Source organism: Aeromonas sanarellii, assembly GCF_000820085.1.
In the GTDB taxonomy this organism is placed as follows: domain Bacteria; phylum Pseudomonadota; class Gammaproteobacteria; order Enterobacterales; family Aeromonadaceae; genus Aeromonas; species Aeromonas sanarellii.
In genome coordinates, this window is the sequence record NZ_CDBN01000098.1 from 1 (window position 1) to 20261 (window position 20261).

Here is a 20261-nt window from a genome sequence, read left to right on the forward strand (position 1 = left end):
TGTTTGCGTTGCCGCTTGCCGTGTCGATGGAGGCGCATTATAGGGAGCGGATTTGTTCTGGCAAGGAGATTATTGCAAAAAGATGACACTCACGGTTCGTTCGCTCACTAATGCAGCAATGTGCTGTACTGGCAGCCAATAAGGGTGCCATTCGCTCGCGTTTTATATTTATAGGGGGATAAGTGATGTCGACGGATCAAGGTTGTATCGAATTGGCTTTTCAGAACGCCATAACCATGATGATCGGGCTCCCGCCTTCGGGTAACATAGCGCCCCTTTGCGATTCTCACACTCTTGGGCTTTGGAGAGTTTAATGCCTTTTGCACTTGGCCAGCGTTGGATCAGTGATACAGAGACGGATCTGGGTTTGGGAACAGTCGTTGCTGTTGAAGGACGCATGGTTACCCTGTTGTTTCCGGCTACCGGTGAAAACCGCATGTATGCCAAAGAAGAGGCGCCGGTGACCCGGGTCAGCTTCAATGTGGGCGATCAGATAGCCAGTCACGAAGACTGGACCATGACGGTCGAAGAAGTGCAGGAGAAAGACGGCCTGCTTATATATGTCGGCACGCGCACCGACACCGATGAGCCTGTCGTCCTCAAGGAAGTGTTTCTCAACAACTTCATCAAGTTCAACAAGCCGCAGGATCGTCTGTTCGCCGGTCAAATCGACCGCATGTCCCGTTTCACCCTGCGTTATGAGGCGCTGGTCAACCAGCACCAGCGTCGTCGCAACCCGACTCGCGGCCTGGCGGGCGGTAAAGTCAGCCTGATCCCGCACCAGCTTTATATCGCTCACGAAGTGGGTCACCGCTACGCCCCGCGCGTGCTGCTGGCCGATGAGGTGGGCCTGGGCAAGACCATAGAAGCGGGTATGATCATCCATCAGCAACTGCTCTCCGGCCGTGCCCATCGCGTGCTCATCCTGCTTCCCGAAACCCTGCAGCACCAGTGGCTGGTCGAAATGCTCCGCCGCTTTAACCTGCATTTCTCCCTGTTCGATGAGGAGCGCTGCGTCGAGGCGTTCGCCGATGCGGAGAATCCCTTCGAGACCGAACAGCTGGTGATCTGCAGCCTCGACTTCCTGCGCAAGAAGCGCCGTCGCTTCGAGCAGGTGCTGGAAGCCGAGTGGGATCTGCTGGTCGTCGACGAGGCGCACCATCTGGAGTGGAGCGAGGAGGCGCCGAGCCGTGCCTACGAGATGGTGGAGGCGCTGGCCGAACAGGTGCCTGGCGTGCTGCTGCTCACCGCCACCCCGGATCAGCTGGGCCACCAGAGCCACTTCGCCCGTCTGCGCCTGCTCGACCCGGAGCGCTTCTACGACTACGACGCCTTCCTCGCCGAGGAGCAGGCCTATGGTCAGGTCGCGAGCGCCGCCCAGGAATTGCTGGATGGCGAGACGCTGAGCGATGAAGCCAAACAGCTCCTCGCCAGCCAGCTGGAAGGACTGGATCTGAGCGATGCCGCCGCCCGCCAACAGGCGGTCGCCAAGCTGCTGGATCAACACGGCACCGGCCGGGTGCTGTTTCGCAACAGCCGCGCCAACATCCAGGGCTTCCCCGAGCGCCATCTCAACGTCTACCCCATGCCGCTGCCGGAACAGTACAAGACCGCCATCAAGGTGATGGGCATGATGGGGGGCAACGGCGGTGATCTGCAGACCCGCGCCCTGCGCTACCTCTATCCCGAGAAGATCTTCCAGCAGTTCGAAGGTGACAACGCCAGCTGGACCCAGTTCGACCCGCGCGTCGACTGGCTGCTGGAGCTGCTGCTCGGCGCCCGTCAGAAGAAGGTGCTGGTGATCTGCTCCGAAGCGGCCACCGCCATCGCCCTGGAAGAGGCGCTGCGTACCCGCGAGGGGATCCGCGCCGCCGTGTTCCACGAGGGGATGTCCATCCTCGAGCGAGACAAGGCCTCCGCCTATTTCGCCCAGCAGGAGGGTGGCGCCCAGGTGCTGCTCTGCTCCGAGATCGGCTCCGAGGGTCGCAACTTCCAGTTTGCCAGCCATCTGGTACTGTTCGATCTGCCCCTCAACCCGGATCTGCTGGAACAGCGGATCGGCCGTCTCGATCGCATCGGTCAGCAGAACACCGTCGAAATCCACGTTCCCTATCTGGAGGGCACCTCCCAGCGCGCCCTGCAGCTCTGGTATCACGATGGTCTGGATGCGTTCGAGCAGACCTGCCCGACCGCCCGCCCGGTGTTTGAAGCGGTGTGTGACGAGCTGTTCGAGCTGCTGGCTGCCAATACCGGTGATCAGGCGCCCCTAGAAGCGCTGCTGACCCGCACCCGCGAGTTACACGAGCCGCTCAAGGCCAAGCTGGAACAGGGCCGCGATCGCCTGCTGGAGATCCACTCCAGCGGTGGCGAAGCCGCCAAACAGCTGGTCGAGAAGCTGGCCGCCGAAGATGACGACACCGGCATGATCTCCTTTGCTCTCAAGATGTTCGACGAGATCGGCGTCAATCAGGACGATCGCGGCGAGAATGCCCTGGTGCTGATGCCGGGCGATCACATGCTGGTGCCCAGCTTCCCGGGGCTGCCGCAAGACGGCATGACCATCACCTTTGATCGCACCACCGCCCTGTCGCGGGACGATATGTCGTTCCTCTCCTGGGATCACCCCATGATGCGCGGCGGTATCGACCTGATCCTCGGCTCCGAGATCGGTGCCACCTCGGTGGCTCTGCTCAAGAACAAGGCGCTGCCGGTCGGTTCCATCCTGCTGGAGCTGATCTTCGTCGCCGAGTCCGCGGCTCATCCCCAGCTTTACCGCTTCATGCCGCCGACCCCGATCCGGCTGCTGATGGACAAGAGCGGCAACAACCTGGGCGACAAGGTGGCATTCGATGCCTTCAATCGCCAGTTGACGCCGGTCAACCGCCACCTCGGCAGCAAGCTGGTCACCGCATCCCAGCCGGTGATCCACGGCCTCATCGGCCAGGGTCAGGCCATTGCCGAAGGGCTGAAGGCCGGGATTGTCGACAAGGCCCGTGCCCAGATGGCGCAGACCCTGCTGCAGGATCTGGATCGTCTGGAGGCGCTCAAGGCGGTCAATCCGAATGTGCGCGACAGCGAGCTGGATTATCTGCGCAATCTGCAGGCAGAATTGCACCACCTGATCGACCAGACTCAGCTCAAGCTGGATGCCATTCGCTTTATTGTGGTCACCCATAACTGACAAGGAGCCGATCGACGGCGGCCAGACTCAGCTCAAGCTGGGTACCCAGTGCCGCTATATCGCGGTTACCCATAACTGATGGGGTTCGCCCCTTGATTGAAGATGCGAGACGCTATGTTTGAATATTCACCGCCCCTGGAACCCTGGCTCGATATCCTGTTCAAGGACAAGGACATCATGGTGGTCAACAAGCCCACCGGCCTGCTGAGCGTGCCCGGGCGCGGCCCCGAGAATGAAGACAGCGTGCTCCATCGAGTGAAGCAGCAACACCCCAAGGCGGCGGCGGCCCATCGTCTCGACATGGCGACCACAGGCGTGCTGGTTATCCCCCTCAATCCCAACGCCCATCGGGAGCTGAGCCGGCAATTCCGCGAGCGGGAAACCGAGAAGCACTACCTCGCCTGGGTGTGGGGTGAACCGGAACAGGATGCGGGTGAGGTGGATCTGCCGCTCTGCGTCGACTGGCCCAACCGGCCGAAGCAGAAGGTGGATTTTGAGGAGGGGCGCCATGCCCTGACCCTGTGGCAGAAGCTGAAGGTGGAGAATGGCAACAGCCTGATCAAGCTGACCCCGATTACCGGTCGCTCCCATCAGCTGCGGGTTCATATGCTGGAGCTGGGTCACCCCATCCTCGGCGATAACCTCTACGCCAACCCGGATGCGCTGGCGGCGGCACCGCACCTTTATCTGCATGCGGCCAGTCTGACCATCAGCCACCCCCGCAGCGGCGAGCGGATGACCTTCGAGGCGCCGGCTCCCTTCCCGGTCTGAACATCGACCGACTCAGGGAAATCGTCTGGTAAAGCCCAATAAAAAAAGAAAGCCCCCATCGAGAGATGGGGGCTTTTTCGTTCAGATCAGACGCGAATGTCGATCCTGCTTCCGAGGGAAGCGCTGGCCGATGTCGGCACTGCCGGTGCGGATTGCGCTGCCGTTTCCAGCAGTTTCAGTGCGGATTCGCCCTCCTGGGTCTGCTGCTTCTTGGCCAGGCTGGCCACCATCAGAGCAGAACCGAACGACGCATTTGCAGAGCTAGAAATATCCATTGTGTACCTCCTGCCAAGAGACTATCGGCCGGGCCCGGTGAGACATGAGCCATATCGCTCAGCGCAGATATGCCTTGTCCGGCGAACGCCGCGCCAGCCAGCGCTCCTCCATCTCCAGCAAGGTCTGATAGGCCTTTTCAGCATGCTCCGGGCGACTGAACAGATAACCTTGGCCGTACAGGTGGATATCGGTCAGGGAGCGTAGCACGTCGAGCTGGCCCTGGGTTTCGATCCCTTCACACACCAGCTTCTTGCCCAGCATGGAGCCCATCCGGCAGATGTTGGCCACCAGCTCGGCCGCCTCGATGGAGGTATCGATGCCCTGGATGAAGGATCTGTCTATCTTCACCTTGCTCACCGGCAGCTTCTGCAGGTAGCTGAGGGAGGAGTAGCCAGTTCCGAAGTCGTCCAGCGCCAAGTGCACCCCCTGCTGGCTGAGGTCCTGCATCAACTGCAGGGAGTTCTTCACCTCGCGCATGGTGGTGTCTTCCGTCACCTCCAGCACCAGGCTGGCGGCGGGGATGTGGTGTTCCATAAGGGCCCGGGCCACCAGCTTCAGCAGGTTGCGCTGGTACATGCCGGGAGAGATGTTGACGCACATCTGCAGATCCACCAGCCCCAAGTGCTGCCACTGATGGAGCTGCTCGCACGCCGTGTTCAGGATCCAGCTCCCCAGCTTCTCGGCCAGTTGGAACTCCTCCGCCACCTGGATCACCTCGTTGGGGGGGATGAAGCCCAGTTCGGGGTGGCGCCAGCGCAGCAGCGCCTCGACGGCCTCGCAGCGTCCGCTCTCCAGATTGACGATGGGCTGGTAATAGAGCTCGAGGGCATTGTGCTCGAGCGCCATCACCATATCGGAGGCCAGGTGCTTGCGTCTGGCCGTCTCGTTGAGCAGCGAGCTGTCGTAAATGACGTAGGGGACATGGGTCTTGCGACTGTGGGACAGGGCCTGCTCCGCCCGGCTCAGCAGTTCCTGGGTCTGGTTGCTGTCCGTGGGGAAGAAGGCGATGCCTATGCCCACCTCCAGCCGGAAGGGATAGTTGTCGATGATGATGTCTTGCTTGATGGAGTGGAGCACTCTGGCCACCAGTTCCCTGACCTGGCGCAGATCGCTGCCCTCCCGTTGCAGCATGGCAAGCTGATCGCCCCCGAGACGCGCCACCCACTCGCCGTTCTCGCACAGGGCTCGCAGCCGCTTCGCCAGCTCTTGCAGCAGGATGTCCCCGGTGTTGTAGCCGAACTTGCTGTTGATGTCCCGAAAATCGTTGATATCGACCAGCACCAGACCGAAGGAGGTATCGCGGGTGACATAGGACTCCATCTTCTCCAGCAGGGCCAGCCGATTCGGCAATCCGGTCAGTGCGTCGACCCGGGCCATCCGGAAATGGCGCCTCGCCTCCCGCACCAGCAGACCGCTGAGCAGAATAACGGAGATCACCAGGCCCAGCACCATGAACAACAGCGCATCGCGCAGCTGGCCGAAGCGCTTGTCATTGCCCGAATAGACGTTGATGTTCTTCTGCATCATGGAGGCAAGGGAGTAGGAGAGCGGCTCCTGCAAGGGCGCAAGGGTCATCATGATCTGCTGGTAGTCCGGCGTCCCCGGCTTCAGCCTGGTCAGCTCAGGCTCCAGCTTGCGGATGCTGCTCTCGGTCAGCTGCACCAGCCGCAGCGTCTTCGGATTGTCCCCCAGGCTCTTGCGCAGTTGCCCGCCCAGCAGAATGGGAGTTCGGCTCCACAGGATGTCATAGCGCAGCAGCAGGGACTCGTGATCGAGTCCGCCATAGTGGTAAATCTCGACGGCATTGAGAAATCGGCCCAGCTCCAGCTGCAGCTGCATCAGGGCCCAGGAGACGTCATAGGTGTACTTTTCCATCACCCGGGTCGCATTCTGTATCTGCACCAGGCAATACAGAGTGCTACCCGTGAACAACAGAATGGATAGATAAAGAACGCCAAGTAAGGGCCAGGCCCTGGTCTTCGCTTTCACCCATGACTCCCGTAAACCACCGTCTCTACTGCTGAATATCGATCGCACTCAGTTGCCAGATCATCATGTCTGTGAACTCGGAACGCTTGAGTTCGGGATGCTGATCCAGTGGCAGGATAAACCAGAGTGGCCCCTTGTCACGTACCCGCATGGTCACCCCGTCGTCCTGCCAGGCCAGGATGGGATCGTATTGCCTGACCTTATCCCAGTTGATCCGTATCTGGAAACTGTTCAGGGCGGTGAGCGTGATGCTCTTGCCATTGGCCTTCACGGCCGTCAATACATCCGCCAACCTGGGCCCCACGTACTTGTGCGGCTTGTCCACCCAGGGATTGCTCGTCACTATCTCGTGCTGTGGCAGCGCCTGGATCATCGCCATGTCGAGCAGCACCTCCCCATCCGCCGGGTTGGAGGGATCCAGGTTCCCCGTCACCTTGAGGATCACCGGCCCCTGCGGGGCGGCCAGGGTCACGCCAGGCACGACAAGGGCGAAGAGTAACGGCAACAGACCTAAATATCGCATGTTCACCTCAATCATTTCACTATCAATAACTTCAGCTTAGTAGCACTAAAAAAAACGGCCCGCAAAAGCGAGCCGTTCGATAACTATGGCAGGCAGGATTACATCATACCCATGCCACCCATGCCACCCATATCAGGCATGGCAGGGGCATCTTTCTTCGGCAGCTCGGAGATCATGCACTCTGTGGTGATCATCAGGCCGGCCACGGAAGAGGCGAACTGCAGGGCGGAACGGGTGACCTTGGTCGGATCCAGGATACCCATGGCCAGCATGTCGCCATACTGTTCGGTGTAGGCGTTGTAGCCGAAGTTGCCTTCGCCGTTCTTCACGGCATTGGCGATGACGGAGGCTTCCTCACCGGCATTGATGACGATCTGACGCAGCGGGGCTTCCATGGCGCGCAGGGCGACCTTGATACCCACGTTCTGGTCTTCGTTGTCACCGCGCAGGGAGGCCAGCTTGGCGGCCACGCGCACCAGCGCCACACCACCACCGGCAACCACACCCTCTTCAACGGCGGCACGGGTCGCGTGCAGGGCGTCGTCGACACGGGCTTTCTTCTCTTTCATCTCGACTTCGGTGGCGGCACCCACCTTGATCACGGCAACACCGCCGGCCAGCTTGGCCACGCGCTCTTGCAGCTTCTCGCGATCGTAGTCGGAAGAGGTCTCTTCGATCTGCTGACGGATCTGGGCCACGCGGCTCTCGATCAGGGCGGCATCACCCACGCCATCGATGATGGTGGTGTTCTCTTTGGTGATGACGATGCGCTTGGCACGGCCCAGGTCTTCCAGGGTCGCTTTTTCCAGCTCCATGCCCACTTCTTCGGAGATCACGGTACCGCCGGTCAGGATGGCGATATCCTGCAGCATGGCCTTGCGACGATCGCCAAAGCCCGGTGCCTTGACGGCAGCCACTTTCACGATGCCACGCATGGTGTTGACCACCAGGGTCGCCAGCGCTTCGCCTTCCACGTCTTCGGCCACGATGATCAGCGGTTTGCCCGCCTTGGCCACGCCTTCCAGCACCGGCAGCATTTCGCGGATGTTGGAGACCTTCTTGTCCACCAGCAGGATGAAGGGGTCATCCAGCTCGACGGCACCGGTTTCCGGCTTGTTGACGAAGTAGGGGGAGAGGTAGCCGCGGTCGAACTGCATGCCTTCAACGACTGCCAGCTCATCTTCCAGACCCTGGCCATCTTCGACGGTGATGACGCCGTCACGGCCGACCTTGTCCATGGCTTCGGCGATCAGGGCGCCCACCTTCTCGTCGGAGTTGGCGGAGATGGTCCCGACCTGGGCGATGGCGTTGTTGTCGGCACAAGGGGTGGACAGCGCCTGCAGCTCGGCGACGGCGGCGGTCACGGCCTTGTCGATGCCGCGCTTCAGATCCATGGGGTTCATGCCGGCGGCAACGGCCTTCAGGCCTTCGTTGACGATGGCCTGAGCCAGTACGGTGGCGGTAGTGGTACCATCACCGGCGGCATCGTTGGCCTTGGAAGCGACTTCCTTGACCATCTGGGCGCCCATGTTCTGGAACTTGTCTTCCAGTTCGATTTCGCGGGCAACGGAGACGCCATCCTTGGTGATTGTCGGGGCGCCGAAGGACTTGTCCAGTACCACGTTGCGGCCTTTCGGGCCCAGGGTCACCTTGACGGCATCGGCCAGGATGTTCACGCCTTCCAGCATCTTGATGCGGGCTTCGTTGCCAAACTTAACTTCTTTAGCTGCCATGTTCTTCAATCCTTAAATCAATTCGGGAAAAGGGGAGTGATTACTCTTCGACAATCGCCAGGATGTCGGTCTCGGACAGGATCAGCACGTCCTGGCCATCCAGCTTCTCGGTCTTCACGCCGTAGCCTTCGTTGAAGATCACCTTGTCACCCACCTTGACGGCGAGGGCCTTGACATCCCCATTGTCCAGAATTCGACCAGTCCCCACGGCAAGAACTTCACCACGGGTGGACTTCTGGGCCGCAGTGCCAGTCAAGACGATACCGCCAGCGGATTTGGCTTCAGCTTCGATGCGCTTGATGATGACGCGGTCGTGCAGTGGACGAATTTTCATCGATAACTCTCCCAAAATGAGTCTCTGTGTTGCTTGAGGAATGGCCGCAGTCGGCCAAATTTGTTATGCCCCTGATCTGGGGCAATCTGGTTAGCCCTTCAAGGGCAAATACAAAAAAAATATTTTCACGTACTATGAACGCCTTTGATTGATCACCCACCCCCAATCAGGAAGGCGGATGGACACGGCCAGCATTCAGGCCCAAAGCACGTAGAGACATTGCCTTGAGCCGACCCAATCCCATGCTGATCGCCCCCATGACGCCAGTACTGCTGCGCATGACGGGCCCCATGATCCTCGGCATCATCGCCATCCTGGCCTTCAACCTGGTCGATACCTTCTTCATCGGCATGCTGGGTACCCAGGCGCTGGCGGCCATCAGTTTCACCTTCCCGGTCACCTTCGTGGTGACGTCGCTAACCATGGGGCTGGGGGCGGGCCTGTGCGCCCTGCTCGGCCATGCCCTGGGCCAGGGTCGCCACGACGAGGCGGCCCGCATCACCACAGACTGCCTGTTCCTCGCCGTCGTGCTGGTGACCCTGCTCGCCCTGCTGGGGGCGCTGACCATTACCCCGCTGTTCAGCCTGCTGGGGGCCAGTGCCGAGCTCATCTCCCTCATTCACGACTACATGCTGATCTGGTACCTGACCGTCCCCCTGCTGGTCGTGCCCATGGTCGGCAATGCCGCCCTCCGGACCACGGGGGACACCAAGACCCCCAGCCTGGTGATGGGGGTGGCCGGCCTGGTCAACGGCGTGCTGGATCCCCTGCTCATCTTCGGGTCCGGCCCTTTCCCCGAATGGGGCATACGGGGGGCCGCCATCGCCACCTCCCTCTCCTGGTTGATGGCCATGCTGGTCAGCCTCCATCTGCTGCGCAAGCGGGAGAAGCTGCTGACCTGGCGCCTCTCCCCCCGCCCTCAACTGCTGGCCCACTGGCGGGCTCTGCTGCAGGTGGCGGTGCCGGCCTCCTTCACCAACATGCTCAATCCCCTGGCCAACGCCGTGCTGATGGTGATCTTCGCCGGCCTGGGTACCGAGGTGGTGGCCGCCTACGGCGCGGCATCCCGGGTCGAGGCCCTGCTGCTGATCGTGATGATGGCGCTCTCCTCCGTGCTGGCCCCCTTCGTCTCGCAGAACTGCGGGGCGGGCAATCCGGCCCGTGCCAAGGCGGCCCTGCTGCTCTGCATGCGCTTCGCCCTGCTGTTCCAGCTCGGAGTCTACGGCCTCGTCTGGCCGCTGGCCCCCACCATCGCCGAGCTGTTCAGCGATCATCCGCAAGTCGTGCGCCTCATCGTGCTCTATCTGCATCTGGTACCCATCGGCTACGGTTTTCAGGGCATGGTGATGCTGCTGGCCTCGGCGCTCAACGGGGTCAGGGCCTCCACTGTGTCACTGCTGATCAACGGCATCAGGTTGTTTGGCTTCCTGCTGCCAGGGGCCTGGCTGGGGGCAAGGCTGGGGGGAGAACAGGGGATCTATCTGGGGATACTGCTGGCGAACCTAGCGGCGGGCCTGTTGGCCTGGGGCTATGCCCACCGCCGGTTCGAGCGACTGTGTCATCAGGGGGCGCCCTGAGGTGACGCTGTGGAGGGAGGTTTACTCCTTGCGCTCGAACTCCCCTTCGATGGTGTTGCCGCCACGCGGGGGCTGTCCGGGTCTGTCATCCCCTGGCGCCGGCTCGAACGGCTGCTGGCGGGTCTGGAAGCCCCCCATCTGCATCCTGAACTGGTTGCTGCCGATCAGCTTGTCGGCCAGGCGGTTGCGCAGCCAGGGCTGCAACAGCAGTATGCCGAAGAAGTCGGTCACGAAGCCCGGGATGATCAGCAAGAGGCCAGCCAGCGCCAGCATCATGCCGCCCATCACCTCGCGGCCAGGCATCTCCCCCTGCTGCATCTTCTGCTGGGCGCTGAACAGGGTCTTGATCCCCTCGCTGCGCACCAGGGAGGAGCCCAGCACTGCGGTCAGCACCAGCAAGCCCACGGTCGGCAAGGCGCCGATCACGGACCCCACCTCGATCATCACGGTGAGCTCCAGCAATACCAGGCCAACCAACAACAGTAACAACTTGCCCATAGCAACCTCAGTGCAATGAATGAATGGTCCCGAACGGGATGCCGTCGGCGGAGCAGGGCTCCTGTGGGGGCAGCGGAACGGGTCTCCTGACATCAAGGTGGGGACATCTGGCCATTTTTCAAGCCCGTCCCGCCTCACCGCCCGGGATCCGGAAAAATATTTTCCTTGCCAACTGGGATCGAAATGATTGTTCTGTCACAGTTAATCGCTCGATTGCAATATCTGTTTAATGACCACAAGAAATTTGGGGTCGCCTCAAATTTAGTGATCCAGGTCTAATACCAGATACCCCGATTGAGGTAAGATCAACACCAGTCATTGCACAGGGAGCACGGGCTCCCAACTGCCCCACCCGATGTGTGGTGCTTCAGGATGAAATGTGCGTAGGGAAATCGCGACCACTCGGTGAGGATCGTTTCCATTTATCTGATTTCTGAGGCATTACAATGAGCGACATCAAGAACGTCCGCATTGAAGAAGACCTGCTGGGCACCAAAGAAGTTTCCAACGACCTCTATTACGGAGTGCACACCCTGCGCGCCGTCGAGAACTTCAAGATCAGCACTCAGAAGATTTCTGACGTTCCCGAATTCGTCCGTGGCATGGTCCTGACCAAGAAGGCCGCCGCACTGGCCAACGGTGAGCTGGGGACCATTCGTCCCGAGATCGCCGACAAGATCATCGAAGCCTGCGACCTGATGCTGAACACCGGCAAATGCTTCGACCAGTTCCCGGTCGACGTCTACCAGGGCGGCGCCGGCACCTCCGTCAACATGAACACCAACGAGGTGCTTGCCAACATCGCCCTCGAGCTGATGGGGCTGGAGAAGGGCCGCTACGACGTCATCAACCCGAACGATCACGTCAACAAGTGCCAGTCCACCAACGATGCCTACCCCACCGGTTTCCGCGTGGCCGTGGTCAACAGCACAGACACCACCCTGCACGCTCTGGAAGCGCTGATCGCCGCCTTCGACGTCAAGGCCAAGGAGTTCAAGAGCATCCTGAAGATGGGCCGTACCCAGCTGCAGGACGCCGTGCCCATGACCCTGGGCCAGGAGTTCCACGCCTTCGCCGTCACCCTGCGCGAGGAGATCAAGTCCATCAAGCGCTGCCAGGAGCTGCTGCTGGAAGTGAACCTGGGCGCCACCGCCATCGGTACCGGTCTGAACACCCCGCCCGAGTACTCCGCCCTGGCCATCAAGCGCCTGGCCGAGATCACCGGTCGTGCCTACGTACCGGCCGAGGATCTGATCGAAGCCACATCCGACTGCGGCGCCTACGTGATGCTGCACGGCGCCATCAAGCGCATGGCCATGAAGCTCTCCAAGATCTGTAACGACCTGCGTCTGCTCTCCTCCGGTCCGCGCACCGCGCTCAAAGAGATCAACCTGCCGGAAATGCAGGCCGGTTCCTCCATCATGCCGGCCAAGGTCAACCCGGTCATTCCGGAAGTGGTCAACCAGTCCTGCTTCAAGGTATTCGGCAACGACGTCACCATCACCTTCGCCGCCGAAGCCGGTCAGCTGCAGCTGAACGTCATGGAGCCGGTCATTGGTCAGGCCATGTTCGAATCCCTGAGCCTGATGGAAAAAGCCTGCATCTCCCTGCGCGAGAAGTGCGTGGAAGGGATCACCGCCAACCCGGAAATCTGCATGAACCACGTGCTGAACTCCATCGGCATCGTGACCTACCTGAACCCCTTCATCGGCCACCATGAAGGGGACATCGTCGGCAAGATCTGCGCCCAGACCGGCAAGAACGTCCGCGAAGTCGTGCTGGAACGCGGCCTGCTGACCGCCGAACAGCTGGACGAGATCCTCTCCATCGAGAACCTGATGAACCCGCAATACAAGGCCAAGCGTTACACCCGCGAAGCCACCGTATAAGCGAGCAGATGGGCCGGGGTTATCCCGGCCCATAGAGTCAATTCCCGAGCGGCCTCCTGCAAGCCCCATCGGGAATTGGCTTTTCAGCCCAATAAAACCTAAAAAAACTGGAAAATGGAGTGTTCGCTATGATTGGAATCGAGTTACTTGTGGTGCTCGCCGCTATCTATCTGGGGGCCCGGATAGGCAGCATCGGCATCGGCTTCGCCGGTGGTCTGGGGGTATTGGTGCTGACCTGGGGGCTGGGCATGCCCATCCCGAGCGATCAGCTGGTGACCTATGTGCCCTGGGACGTGATCATGATCATCGCGTCCGTCATCTGCGCCATCGCCTGCATGCAGCTGGCCGGCGGGATGGACTATCTGGTGCACCTGGCCGAGAAGGCCCTGCGCAAGAATCCCAAGCACATCACCTTCGCCGCCCCGGTCGTCACCTACCTGATGACCATGCTGGCCGGTACAGGTCACACCGCCTTCTCCACCCTGCCGGTGATCGCCGAGGTGGCCAAGGAGCAGGGCATACGCCCCTCCCGTCCGCTCTCCATCGCGGTCGTCGCCTCCCAGATCGCCATCACCGCATCCCCCATCTCGGCGGCCGTGGTCGCCTTCTCCGGCATGCTGGAGCCGCTCGGGGTGGATTACCTGACCCTGCTGGCCATCTGCATCCCGTCCAGCTTCATCGCCTGTCTGCTGGGGGCCTTCATCGCCAACCTGCTGGGCAAGCCGCTGGAGCAGGACGAGGTCTATCTGGAGCGCAAGGCCAAGGGTCTGATCAAGCTGCGCGGTACCAGCCAGATTGAAATCAAGCCCTATGCCAAGCTCTCCGTCGGCATCTTCGTCGCCGCCATCGTGGCCGTGATGGCCTATGCCACCGCCATCTCCGGCAACGTGGGCCTGATCACCAGCCCGCCCATCCCCCGTGACGGCGCCATCATGGGCATCATGCTCGCCGCCGCCACCCTGATGGTGCTGTTCTGCAAGCTGGACGCCGCCCAGATCACCAACATGCCCACCTTCAAGTCCGGCATGTCCGCCTGTATCTGCGTGCTGGGCGTGGCCTGGCTCGGCAACGTCTTCGTGAAGGGCAACATGGTCGAGATCCAGGCCTTCGCCGGCGATCTGCTGAGCCAGTACAGCTGGCTGCTGGCCGTGGTGCTGTTCTTCTCCTCCATGCTGCTCTACTCCCAGGGTGCCACCACCAAGGCGCTGATGCCCGCCGCCCTGGCGCTCGGCGTCAGCCCGCTGGCCGCCATCGCCTCCTTCGCCGCCGTGAGCGCCCTGTTCGTGCTGCCGACCTACCCGACCCTGCTGGCCGCGGTCGAGATGGACGACACCGGCTCCACCCGCATCGGCAAGGCCGTGTTCAACCACCCCTTCTTCATCCCGGGTGTGGCCACCATCGCCATGGCAGTTGCCCTGGGCTTCTTCTTCGGCGGCCTCATCCTCTGACCGAGGAAACGCCCCATGCAAAACGGCCCTTCGGGGCCGTTTTTTTATCTCCGGCCACCGCGGCCATCCCTCTGAGCCCCCATGAAAAAGCCGCTCAAGGGAGCGGCTCGCGTCAACGGGGGGTGGATCCTCAGGTGGTCTGCCGGGTACCGAAATAGTCGGCCAGGAAGTCGTCGAACGACAGGCTGTCGCTGCGCTCACGCTCCCGCTGCTTGGCCAGCGACTCCCGCGCCTCGCCGGCGAAGTAGGCCTGGTCCCAGTACTGCAGTTCGCCGGCCAGCATCTCTTCCCGGTAGCGGCTCGCCAGCTCGTCGCCGAAGCAGCCGTTGTCCTGACCGCTTTCCAGCAACTGCTTGAGCAGGCGGGCGGAGTAGGTCAGCTCGGGGTCGAGCAGCTTCTCGCGGTGCATGGCCAGCGTCTCGCGGTAGCGGTTGCGACCGCAGCAGCGATCCAGCAGCTCGGCCACCTGGCCCAGCTCGTCGAACAGCTTGAGGCCGTACTCCTTGAGGCCGATGGGGTTGCCCTGCTCGTCCTCCAGCTCGAGGCCGGGGCGGCGCCCCTCCAGCACCACCTTGTTCTGGTTGCGGCGATTGCGGGCGATTTCCTCGTCGCCCAGCACGGGGGACGGGCGCAGCAGGCACCAGACCAGGAAGAGATCGAAGAAGCGGATCTGATCCACCTCGATGCCGAACGGGGTGAAGGGGTTCACATCCACGGTGCGCAGCTCTATGTATTCGATGCCGCGCTGCTCCAGCGCATCCGACGGCTTCTCGCCGCTGCGTGGGGTGCGCTTGGGCCGGATCGGGGCGTACAGCTCGTTTTCCAGCTGCAGCACATTGTCGTTGAGCTGGCGGTACTCGCCGTTCACCTTGACGCCGATCTTGGCAAACTCGGGGTCATGGGTGTTGATGGCGCGGCGCAGGCTACTGACATAGGCCGGCAGGTTGTCGTGGCTGATCTTGAGCCCCGCCTGGGCGCTGTTGGTGTAGCCGAGATCGGACAGCCGCAGCGCCGTGGCATAGGGCAGGTAGAGGGTGCCCTTGCCGGTCTTCTGGAACGGCAGGTCGCTCTTGCGCCCCTTGAGGAAGGAGTCGCAGATGGCCGGCGAGGCGCCAAACAGATAGGGCACCAGCCAGCCGAAGCGGTAGACGTTACGGATCAGCCCCATGTATTTGTCGGAGATGAAACGCTGGCTGCAGCAACCCTCGCACACCAGATCCTGCCACTCGCACCAGAAGCTGTCGGGCATGGAGAAGTTGAAGTGCACCCCGGCGATCACCTGCATCAGGCTGCCGTAGCGGTTCTTCAGCCCCTGACGGTACAGGGTCTTCATCCGGCCTATGTTGGAGCTGCCGTACTGGGCCAGGCGGATGCTCTCCTCGTCGCCGACGAAGCAGGGCATGGAGAGCGGCCAGATCCGCTCCTCCCCCAGGTGGTGAATGGTGTGGCGGTGGATGTCTCCGAGCTGCTCGATCAGGCTCTCGATGGAGTCGGTGGCCGGGGTGATGAACTCCAGCAGGCTCTCGGCGTAGTCGGTGGTGATGTTGGCATGGGTCAGGGCCGACCCCAGGCTTCTGGGGTGATCGGTCTGGGCCAGGGTCCCTTGCGGGGTGATGCGCAGACATTCACGCTCGATCCCGCGCCGGATCCCCTTGAGGGCTGTCACGCGCTCCGGGGTTCCCAGCGCAGCCAGCAACTCGGTGAGCGACAAGCTAGTAGTGGTCATATTCACGGCTCATGTATGGCCGCCCCACCTGGGGCGGCACTCATTTTTGCAGCGCCCCTCAGGGCAGTTGCAGTGGATAGATGGGAAGATGAAGCTCGCTCAGGGGTTTTTCAAGCTTTTGCTTGTCCCCCACCACCACAATCACCATGTCGGCCGGGTCGAGCCAGCGGGCCGCGCTCGCCTTGAGCGTCTCGGACGACACCGTCTTGATCAGGTTGCTCTGGGCCTGCACATAGTCCGGCTTCAGGTCGTACATGATCATCTGCAGCAGGAAGCCCGCCTTCTGCCCCAGGGTCTCGTAGGAGAGGGCATCCTGCTGGGAGACGGCGCTGCGCATGTAGGCCAGCTCCACCGGGGTCGGTCCGCTCGCACGGTAGCCGTCCATCTCCTTGAGGAACTGGCGGATGGCGTCCACGGTCGCATCGGCCCGCACATTGGCGCCGGTGGCGAACACGCCCGCCTCGCGGTTGGCCTGGAAGCCCGAGCTGGCGCCATAGGTGTAGCCCTTGTCTTCCCGCAGGTTGAGGTTGATGCGGCTGTTGAAGTTGCCCCCCAGGTTGAAGTTCATCAGGTTGGCGACGAAGTAGTCTCCCGTGGTGTCGAACGCCATGGCGCGCCGACCGATGCGGATCACCGACTGGGGCGCCCCCGGCTTGTCCACCAGGTAGATGCCCGGCTTGGCCTGATCCCCCCTGGGCTTGAGATCCCCCAGGGTCGGGGCGGCGCCCTTCCACTGGGTCAGGAAGCCGAGCTGATCCTCCACTTGTGTCTGGGTCACGTCACCCACCACCACCACCTTGGCATTGGTCGGGTTGTAGTAGTCCTGGTAGAAGCGTTTCACGTCCGCCAGGGTCAGCTTCTCCACGTCGGTGAGCACCCCGTCGGTGGGCTGGCCGAGGCGATTGTCCTTGCCATACACCAGCTGACGGAACGCCTGACCCGCCAGCCACTCGGGCTGCTGCTCGTTCTGCTTCATCCCTTGCAGCATCTGCGCCTTGAGCCGCTCGAAGTCCGCCTCCCGCAGGCCGGGGCGCATCAACACCTCGCGCACCAGCGCCAGGGTCTGGGGCAGCTTGTCGGTCAGGCTGCTGATGGTGATCAGGTTGTTGTACTGGGCGGTGGAGACGCTGATGCTGGCACCGAGTTTTTGCAGCTCGTCGCTGAGCTCGGCCTCGGAGAGGCGCACCGTGCCCTGTTCCAGCATGGCGGCGGTGAGGCTGGCGAGCCCCAGCTCTCCCTTGCCTTCGGCACGGATGCCGCCCGGCAGGGCGATCATGATGGAGACCGCGGGGATCTCGTCGCTGTGGGTGCCGATGATCTCGATCCCCTTGTCCAGCTTGCCGTGCCAGATGGCCGGCACCTTGACGCTGACCGCCTCACCGGACTTGGGCTGCACGCTGCGATCGAAGTGGTCTTTCACCGGTCGCTCGGCCAGTACCTCCCCGTGCTTGCTGTAGTCCGGCAGCTCCCGCTCGGCGGGGGTGAAGTTCGGTGTGCCCGCCTGCCAGTCCACCTTGCCCTTGGGCACCACGCTCAGCACCACGGCTGGCTTGTTCGCGATGAACTGGTCGTAGGCGGCCTTGACGTCCGACGCCTTGACCGCGCCGATGGCATCCAGGTTCTTGAACACATAGTCGGGATCCCGGGCCAGCACCTGGCCCATGGCGAGCTGGCTCACCTTGCCCTCAATGCTGTCGAGCCCCCAGATGGCGGCGGCGCGATAGCTGCTGATGGCCTTCTCCAGATCCGCCGGCTTGATGCCACGTTGGGCAAAGTCGCCGATCACCTTGTCCACTTCCCCCTTGAGGGTCTTGAGGCTGCCGTCCACCGCCGGATTGGGGTAGGCGTAGATCGCCAGGGTACAGGCCAGCTCCTCGCAGGAGTGGGAAGCACCGACCTCGACGGCCTTGCCGGTCTTGACCAGGGCCTGGTAGAGCATGGAGCTGGCGGAGCCGCCGAGCACGTCGGCAAAGATGTCCAGCGCCGGTTCCCGGGGGTCGCCAAGCGACACCGTGGGGTAGCTGACATAGAGCAGCGGCAGGTGGACCTTGTCCTCCAGCGTCACATAGCGGGTCTCGGACAGGGTCACCGGCTCAGGGGTCGGCTCGGCCACGTCCGGCCCGCGCGGGATGGGGCCGAAGTACTGCTCGATCCAGGCCAGCGCCTGCTTGCTGTCGAAGTCGCCGCCCAGGGTCAGGGTGGCATTGTTCGGCCCGTACCAGCGCAGGAAGAACTGCTTGAGGTCGTTCACGTCGACCCGGTCGAGATCCTCCACATAGCCGATGGGCTGCCAGGAGTAGGGATGAGTGCGCGGATAGAGCGCCTCCCCCACCTTCTCTCCGACCAGGCCATAGGGCTGGTTGTCGATGCGCTGGGCCCGCTCGTTCTTGACGGTGGCGCGCTGGATCTCGAACTTCTTCTGGCTCACAGCGTCGAGCAGGAAGCCCATGCGATCCGCCTCCAGCCAGAGCACCTTCTCCAGCTGGTTGGCCGGCACGGTTTCGAAATAGTTGGTCCTGTCCTTGTTGGTGGTGCCGTTCATCTCGCCACCCGCCTCGTTGATGATCCGCATGTGTTCCTGATCGCCGACGTGCTTGGAGCCCTGGAACATCATGTGTTCGAAGAAGTGGGCGAAGCCGGACTTGCCCACCGTCTCCCGGGACGAACCCACGTGATAGGTCACGTCGAGGTGCACCAAAGGATCGGAGCGGTCGGGCGCCAGGATCACGGTCAGGCCGTTGTCCAGCCTGTACATCTGGTAGGGAATGCCGAGCCTGCCCTCCTGCCTGACCTGCTCGGACACCAGGGTCGGGGCCGCCAGTGCGGGCAGGGTGAAGCCCAGGAGAAGGCTTAATGGAATGAGTTTGTTCACGCTTACCTCGTGAGTGACAAAAAAGGGCTAGAAGACCTGACTGGCCAGCAGAAACACCAGGGCATAACGAAGCAATTTGCCGAGCCCGATCAAGATGAGGGAGCGCCAGAAGGAGAGGCGCAGCCAGCCGGCCAGCAGGCAGAGACCATCGCCGACCACAGGCGTCCAGGCGAGCAGCAGACACCAGTGGCCATGGAGTTTGAGCCAGGCGAGCGCCTTTTGTTCCCCACGGCCTTGAAAATCTTCCGGTTTTTTCTTGTGCGTGGCGAGCCGGCCGAGCCACCAGGTGGTCATGGAGCCCAGGGTATTGCCGAGCGTCGCCCAGAGCAACAGGCTGGTCATGCTCCACTCCCCCCGGGTCGCCATGGCCCCCAGCAGCACCTCGGAGCTGCCGGGCAGCAGGGTGGCGGAGGTGAAGGCGCTCAGAAACAGCCAGCCGAGCCCCATCTCGGCGATGCCGTTCATCCAGGCTGGCCATCGGCGGCGGGCATGCGCAGCAGCAGCTTGCCCCGCACATGACCGCCCTCGACGGCCCTGTGGGCCAGGGCGCCTTCCGCCAGGGGGAACTCGCCGGAGACGGTGATCTGCACCTCCCCCTGGCGCAGCAGCATCAGCATCTGGGTCAGCTGCTTGTGATCGGGGTGCACCAGCATGCCGAGCACCTCGACCCCCAGCGCAGCCCCCGCCTCCTTGATCTGCTGGGCCGTGATGGTGGGGACAGTCACCAGCCGGCCACCGGGCCTGACACAGGCAAGCGCCGCCTTGCCGCTCTCGCCCCCCACCAGATCCAGCACCAGATCCACCGGGCCGCCCTCAGCCAGGATCTGGGCAGGCCAGTCGGCGTCGTGATAGTCCACCATCTGGCTGGCCCCCAGCCCGTGCAGGAAGCTGTGGTTGTCGCGACTCGCCGTGACCACCACCTCGGCGCCATAGGCGCTGGCAAACTGCACCGCCAGGTGGCCCACCCCGCCAGCCGCGGCCAGGATCAGCACCCGCTGCCCGGCCTTGAGGGCTCCGTGCTCGAACAGCCCCTGCCAGGCGGTCAACCCCGCCAGCGGCAGCGCCGCCCCCTGTCTGAGGCCGATCCCGTCGAGCCTGACCAGCTCTCCCTCGGCCACCACCACGGTTTCGCCATAGCCGCCAGCCGAGAGCGGGAAACCCACCATGCCGCATACCCTGTCCCCCTCGGCCAGCAAGGTGACATTGGGGCCTATCTTCTCCACCACCCCGGCCACGTCGTAGCCCGGCGTCCAGGGCAGCTTGTCCTTGTTCTGGGCCGCCGCCCAACCGAGGCCAGCCCGGGTCTTGGCATCGATGGGGTTGACCCCCGCAAAGCAGATGCGCACCCGGACCTCCCCCTCTGCGGGCACCTTGTCCTGGGAAGGGTTGAGCCGAAGTACCGAGGGGTCACCGAATGCGGTAATCTGTAGCTGCGTCATTGCAC

At 62.5% G+C, this 20261-nt stretch carries 15 protein-coding genes; 5 read left to right on the plus strand and 10 right to left on the minus strand.

What is annotated here, in order from left to right; genetic code table 11:
* Window positions 1-313: 313 nt before the first annotated feature.
* A complete protein-coding gene (rapA, locus tag BN1132_RS18240) occupies window positions 314-3181 on the plus strand; it encodes an RNA polymerase-associated protein RapA (RefSeq protein ID WP_042079248.1) in 2868 nt (955 codons plus the stop codon).
* A gap of 114 nt (window positions 3182-3295) precedes the next feature.
* The gene (rluA, locus tag BN1132_RS18245; protein ID WP_042079249.1) at window positions 3296-3952 is read left to right on the plus strand and encodes a bifunctional tRNA pseudouridine(32) synthase/23S rRNA pseudouridine(746) synthase RluA; all 657 of its coding nucleotides are present in this window, start codon (window positions 3296-3298) and stop codon (window positions 3950-3952) included.
* 86 nt (window positions 3953-4038) lie between these two features.
* On the opposite strand, the gene BN1132_RS18250 is transcribed toward rluA, so the two are convergent.
* The 5 genes from BN1132_RS18250 to BN1132_RS18270 form a co-directional block, all read right to left on the minus strand.
* The gene (locus BN1132_RS18250; protein WP_042079250.1) at window positions 4039-4227 is read right to left on the minus strand and encodes a hypothetical protein; all 189 of its coding nucleotides are present in this window, start codon (window positions 4225-4227) and stop codon (window positions 4039-4041) included.
* A 58-nt stretch (window positions 4228-4285) separates the two neighbouring features.
* Window positions 4286-6217 (minus strand): putative bifunctional diguanylate cyclase/phosphodiesterase, encoded by a 1932-nt coding sequence (locus tag BN1132_RS18255; protein ID WP_042079251.1) that lies wholly within the window; start codon window positions 6215-6217, stop codon window positions 4286-4288.
* 25 nt (window positions 6218-6242) lie between these two features.
* Window positions 6243-6740, minus strand: coding sequence for a putative pterin-binding protein (locus BN1132_RS18260; RefSeq protein ID WP_042079400.1), 498 nt, complete (start codon window positions 6738-6740; stop codon window positions 6243-6245).
* A gap of 98 nt (window positions 6741-6838) precedes the next feature.
* Entirely contained in the window at window positions 6839-8473 is a 1635-nt protein-coding gene (gene groL, locus BN1132_RS18265; RefSeq protein WP_042079252.1) for a chaperonin GroEL, read from the minus strand.
* 40 nt (window positions 8474-8513) lie between these two features.
* The gene (locus BN1132_RS18270) at window positions 8514-8807 is read right to left on the minus strand and encodes a co-chaperone GroES (RefSeq protein ID WP_005309514.1); all 294 of its coding nucleotides are present in this window, start codon (window positions 8805-8807) and stop codon (window positions 8514-8516) included.
* A 242-nt stretch (window positions 8808-9049) separates the two neighbouring features.
* On the opposite strand from BN1132_RS18270, the gene BN1132_RS18275 reads away from it, so the two are divergent.
* On the plus strand, window positions 9050-10384 hold the full coding sequence (locus BN1132_RS18275) for an MATE family efflux transporter (RefSeq protein WP_084203110.1): 1335 nt from the start codon (window positions 9050-9052) through the stop codon (window positions 10382-10384).
* Between the two features lie 21 nt (window positions 10385-10405).
* On the opposite strand, the gene BN1132_RS18280 is transcribed toward BN1132_RS18275, so the two are convergent.
* On the minus strand, window positions 10406-10882 hold the full coding sequence (locus tag BN1132_RS18280; protein WP_042079254.1) for an FxsA family protein: 477 nt from the start codon (window positions 10880-10882) through the stop codon (window positions 10406-10408).
* A 446-nt stretch (window positions 10883-11328) separates the two neighbouring features.
* Between BN1132_RS18280 and aspA the strand changes: the two genes are divergently transcribed.
* Both aspA and BN1132_RS18290 read left to right on the plus strand, forming a co-directional pair.
* The gene (aspA, locus tag BN1132_RS18285; protein WP_042079255.1) at window positions 11329-12771 is read left to right on the plus strand and encodes an aspartate ammonia-lyase; all 1443 of its coding nucleotides are present in this window, start codon (window positions 11329-11331) and stop codon (window positions 12769-12771) included.
* Between the two features lie 128 nt (window positions 12772-12899).
* Entirely contained in the window at window positions 12900-14219 is a 1320-nt protein-coding gene (locus tag BN1132_RS18290; RefSeq protein WP_042079256.1) for an anaerobic C4-dicarboxylate transporter, read from the plus strand.
* Between the two features lie 130 nt (window positions 14220-14349).
* Here BN1132_RS18290 and gshA read toward each other — a convergent pair whose 3' ends face one another.
* From gshA to BN1132_RS18310, 4 genes are read right to left on the minus strand one after another with little or no spacing between them, the layout of a single operon-like run.
* The gene (gene gshA / locus BN1132_RS18295) at window positions 14350-15945 is read right to left on the minus strand and encodes a glutamate--cysteine ligase (protein ID WP_042079257.1); all 1596 of its coding nucleotides are present in this window, start codon (window positions 15943-15945) and stop codon (window positions 14350-14352) included.
* Window positions 15946-16003: 58 nt separating this feature from the next.
* Complete coding sequence (locus BN1132_RS18300) at window positions 16004-18817, minus strand: M16 family metallopeptidase (RefSeq protein WP_042079258.1); 2814 nt, start codon at window positions 18815-18817, stop codon at window positions 16004-16006.
* A gap of 27 nt (window positions 18818-18844) precedes the next feature.
* Window positions 18845-19282 carry a YqaA family protein gene (locus BN1132_RS18305; protein WP_042079259.1) on the minus strand — a complete coding sequence of 146 codons (438 nt, stop codon included), beginning with the start codon at window positions 19280-19282 and terminating at the stop codon, window positions 18845-18847.
* Window positions 19279-20256 carry an NADP-dependent oxidoreductase gene (locus BN1132_RS18310; protein ID WP_042079260.1) on the minus strand — a complete coding sequence of 326 codons (978 nt, stop codon included), beginning with the start codon at window positions 20254-20256 and terminating at the stop codon, window positions 19279-19281. The genes BN1132_RS18305 and BN1132_RS18310 overlap by 4 nt, the downstream gene beginning before the upstream one ends.
* Window positions 20257-20261: the final 5 nt, after the last annotated feature.

Bases quoted from the DNA above. Each gene is read 5' to 3' on its own strand.
- rapA (WP_042079248.1), top strand. From the start codon at position 314: ATGCCTTTTGCACTTGGCCAGCGTTGGATCAGTGATACAGAGACGGAT.
- rluA (WP_042079249.1), top strand. From the start codon at position 3,296: ATGTTTGAATATTCACCGCCCCTGGAACCCTGGCTCGATATCCTGTTC.
- BN1132_RS18250 (WP_042079250.1), bottom strand. From the start codon at position 4,227: ATGGATATTTCTAGCTCTGCAAATGCGTCGTTCGGTTCTGCTCTGATG.
- BN1132_RS18260 (WP_042079400.1), bottom strand. From the start codon at position 6,740: ATGCGATATTTAGGTCTGTTGCCGTTACTCTTCGCCCTTGTCGTGCCT.
- groL (WP_042079252.1), bottom strand. From the start codon at position 8,473: ATGGCAGCTAAAGAAGTTAAGTTTGGCAACGAAGCCCGCATCAAGATG.
- BN1132_RS18270 (WP_005309514.1), bottom strand. From the start codon at position 8,807: ATGAAAATTCGTCCACTGCACGACCGCGTCATCATCAAGCGCATCGAA.
- BN1132_RS18275 (WP_084203110.1), top strand. From the start codon at position 9,050: ATGCTGATCGCCCCCATGACGCCAGTACTGCTGCGCATGACGGGCCCC.
- BN1132_RS18280 (WP_042079254.1), bottom strand. From the start codon at position 10,882: ATGGGCAAGTTGTTACTGTTGTTGGTTGGCCTGGTATTGCTGGAGCTC.
- aspA (WP_042079255.1), top strand. From the start codon at position 11,329: ATGAGCGACATCAAGAACGTCCGCATTGAAGAAGACCTGCTGGGCACC.
- BN1132_RS18290 (WP_042079256.1), top strand. From the start codon at position 12,900: ATGATTGGAATCGAGTTACTTGTGGTGCTCGCCGCTATCTATCTGGGG.
- gshA (WP_042079257.1), bottom strand. From the start codon at position 15,945: ATGACCACTACTAGCTTGTCGCTCACCGAGTTGCTGGCTGCGCTGGGA.
- BN1132_RS18305 (WP_042079259.1), bottom strand. From the start codon at position 19,282: ATGAACGGCATCGCCGAGATGGGGCTCGGCTGGCTGTTTCTGAGCGCC.
- BN1132_RS18310 (WP_042079260.1), bottom strand. From the start codon at position 20,256: ATGACGCAGCTACAGATTACCGCATTCGGTGACCCCTCGGTACTTCGG.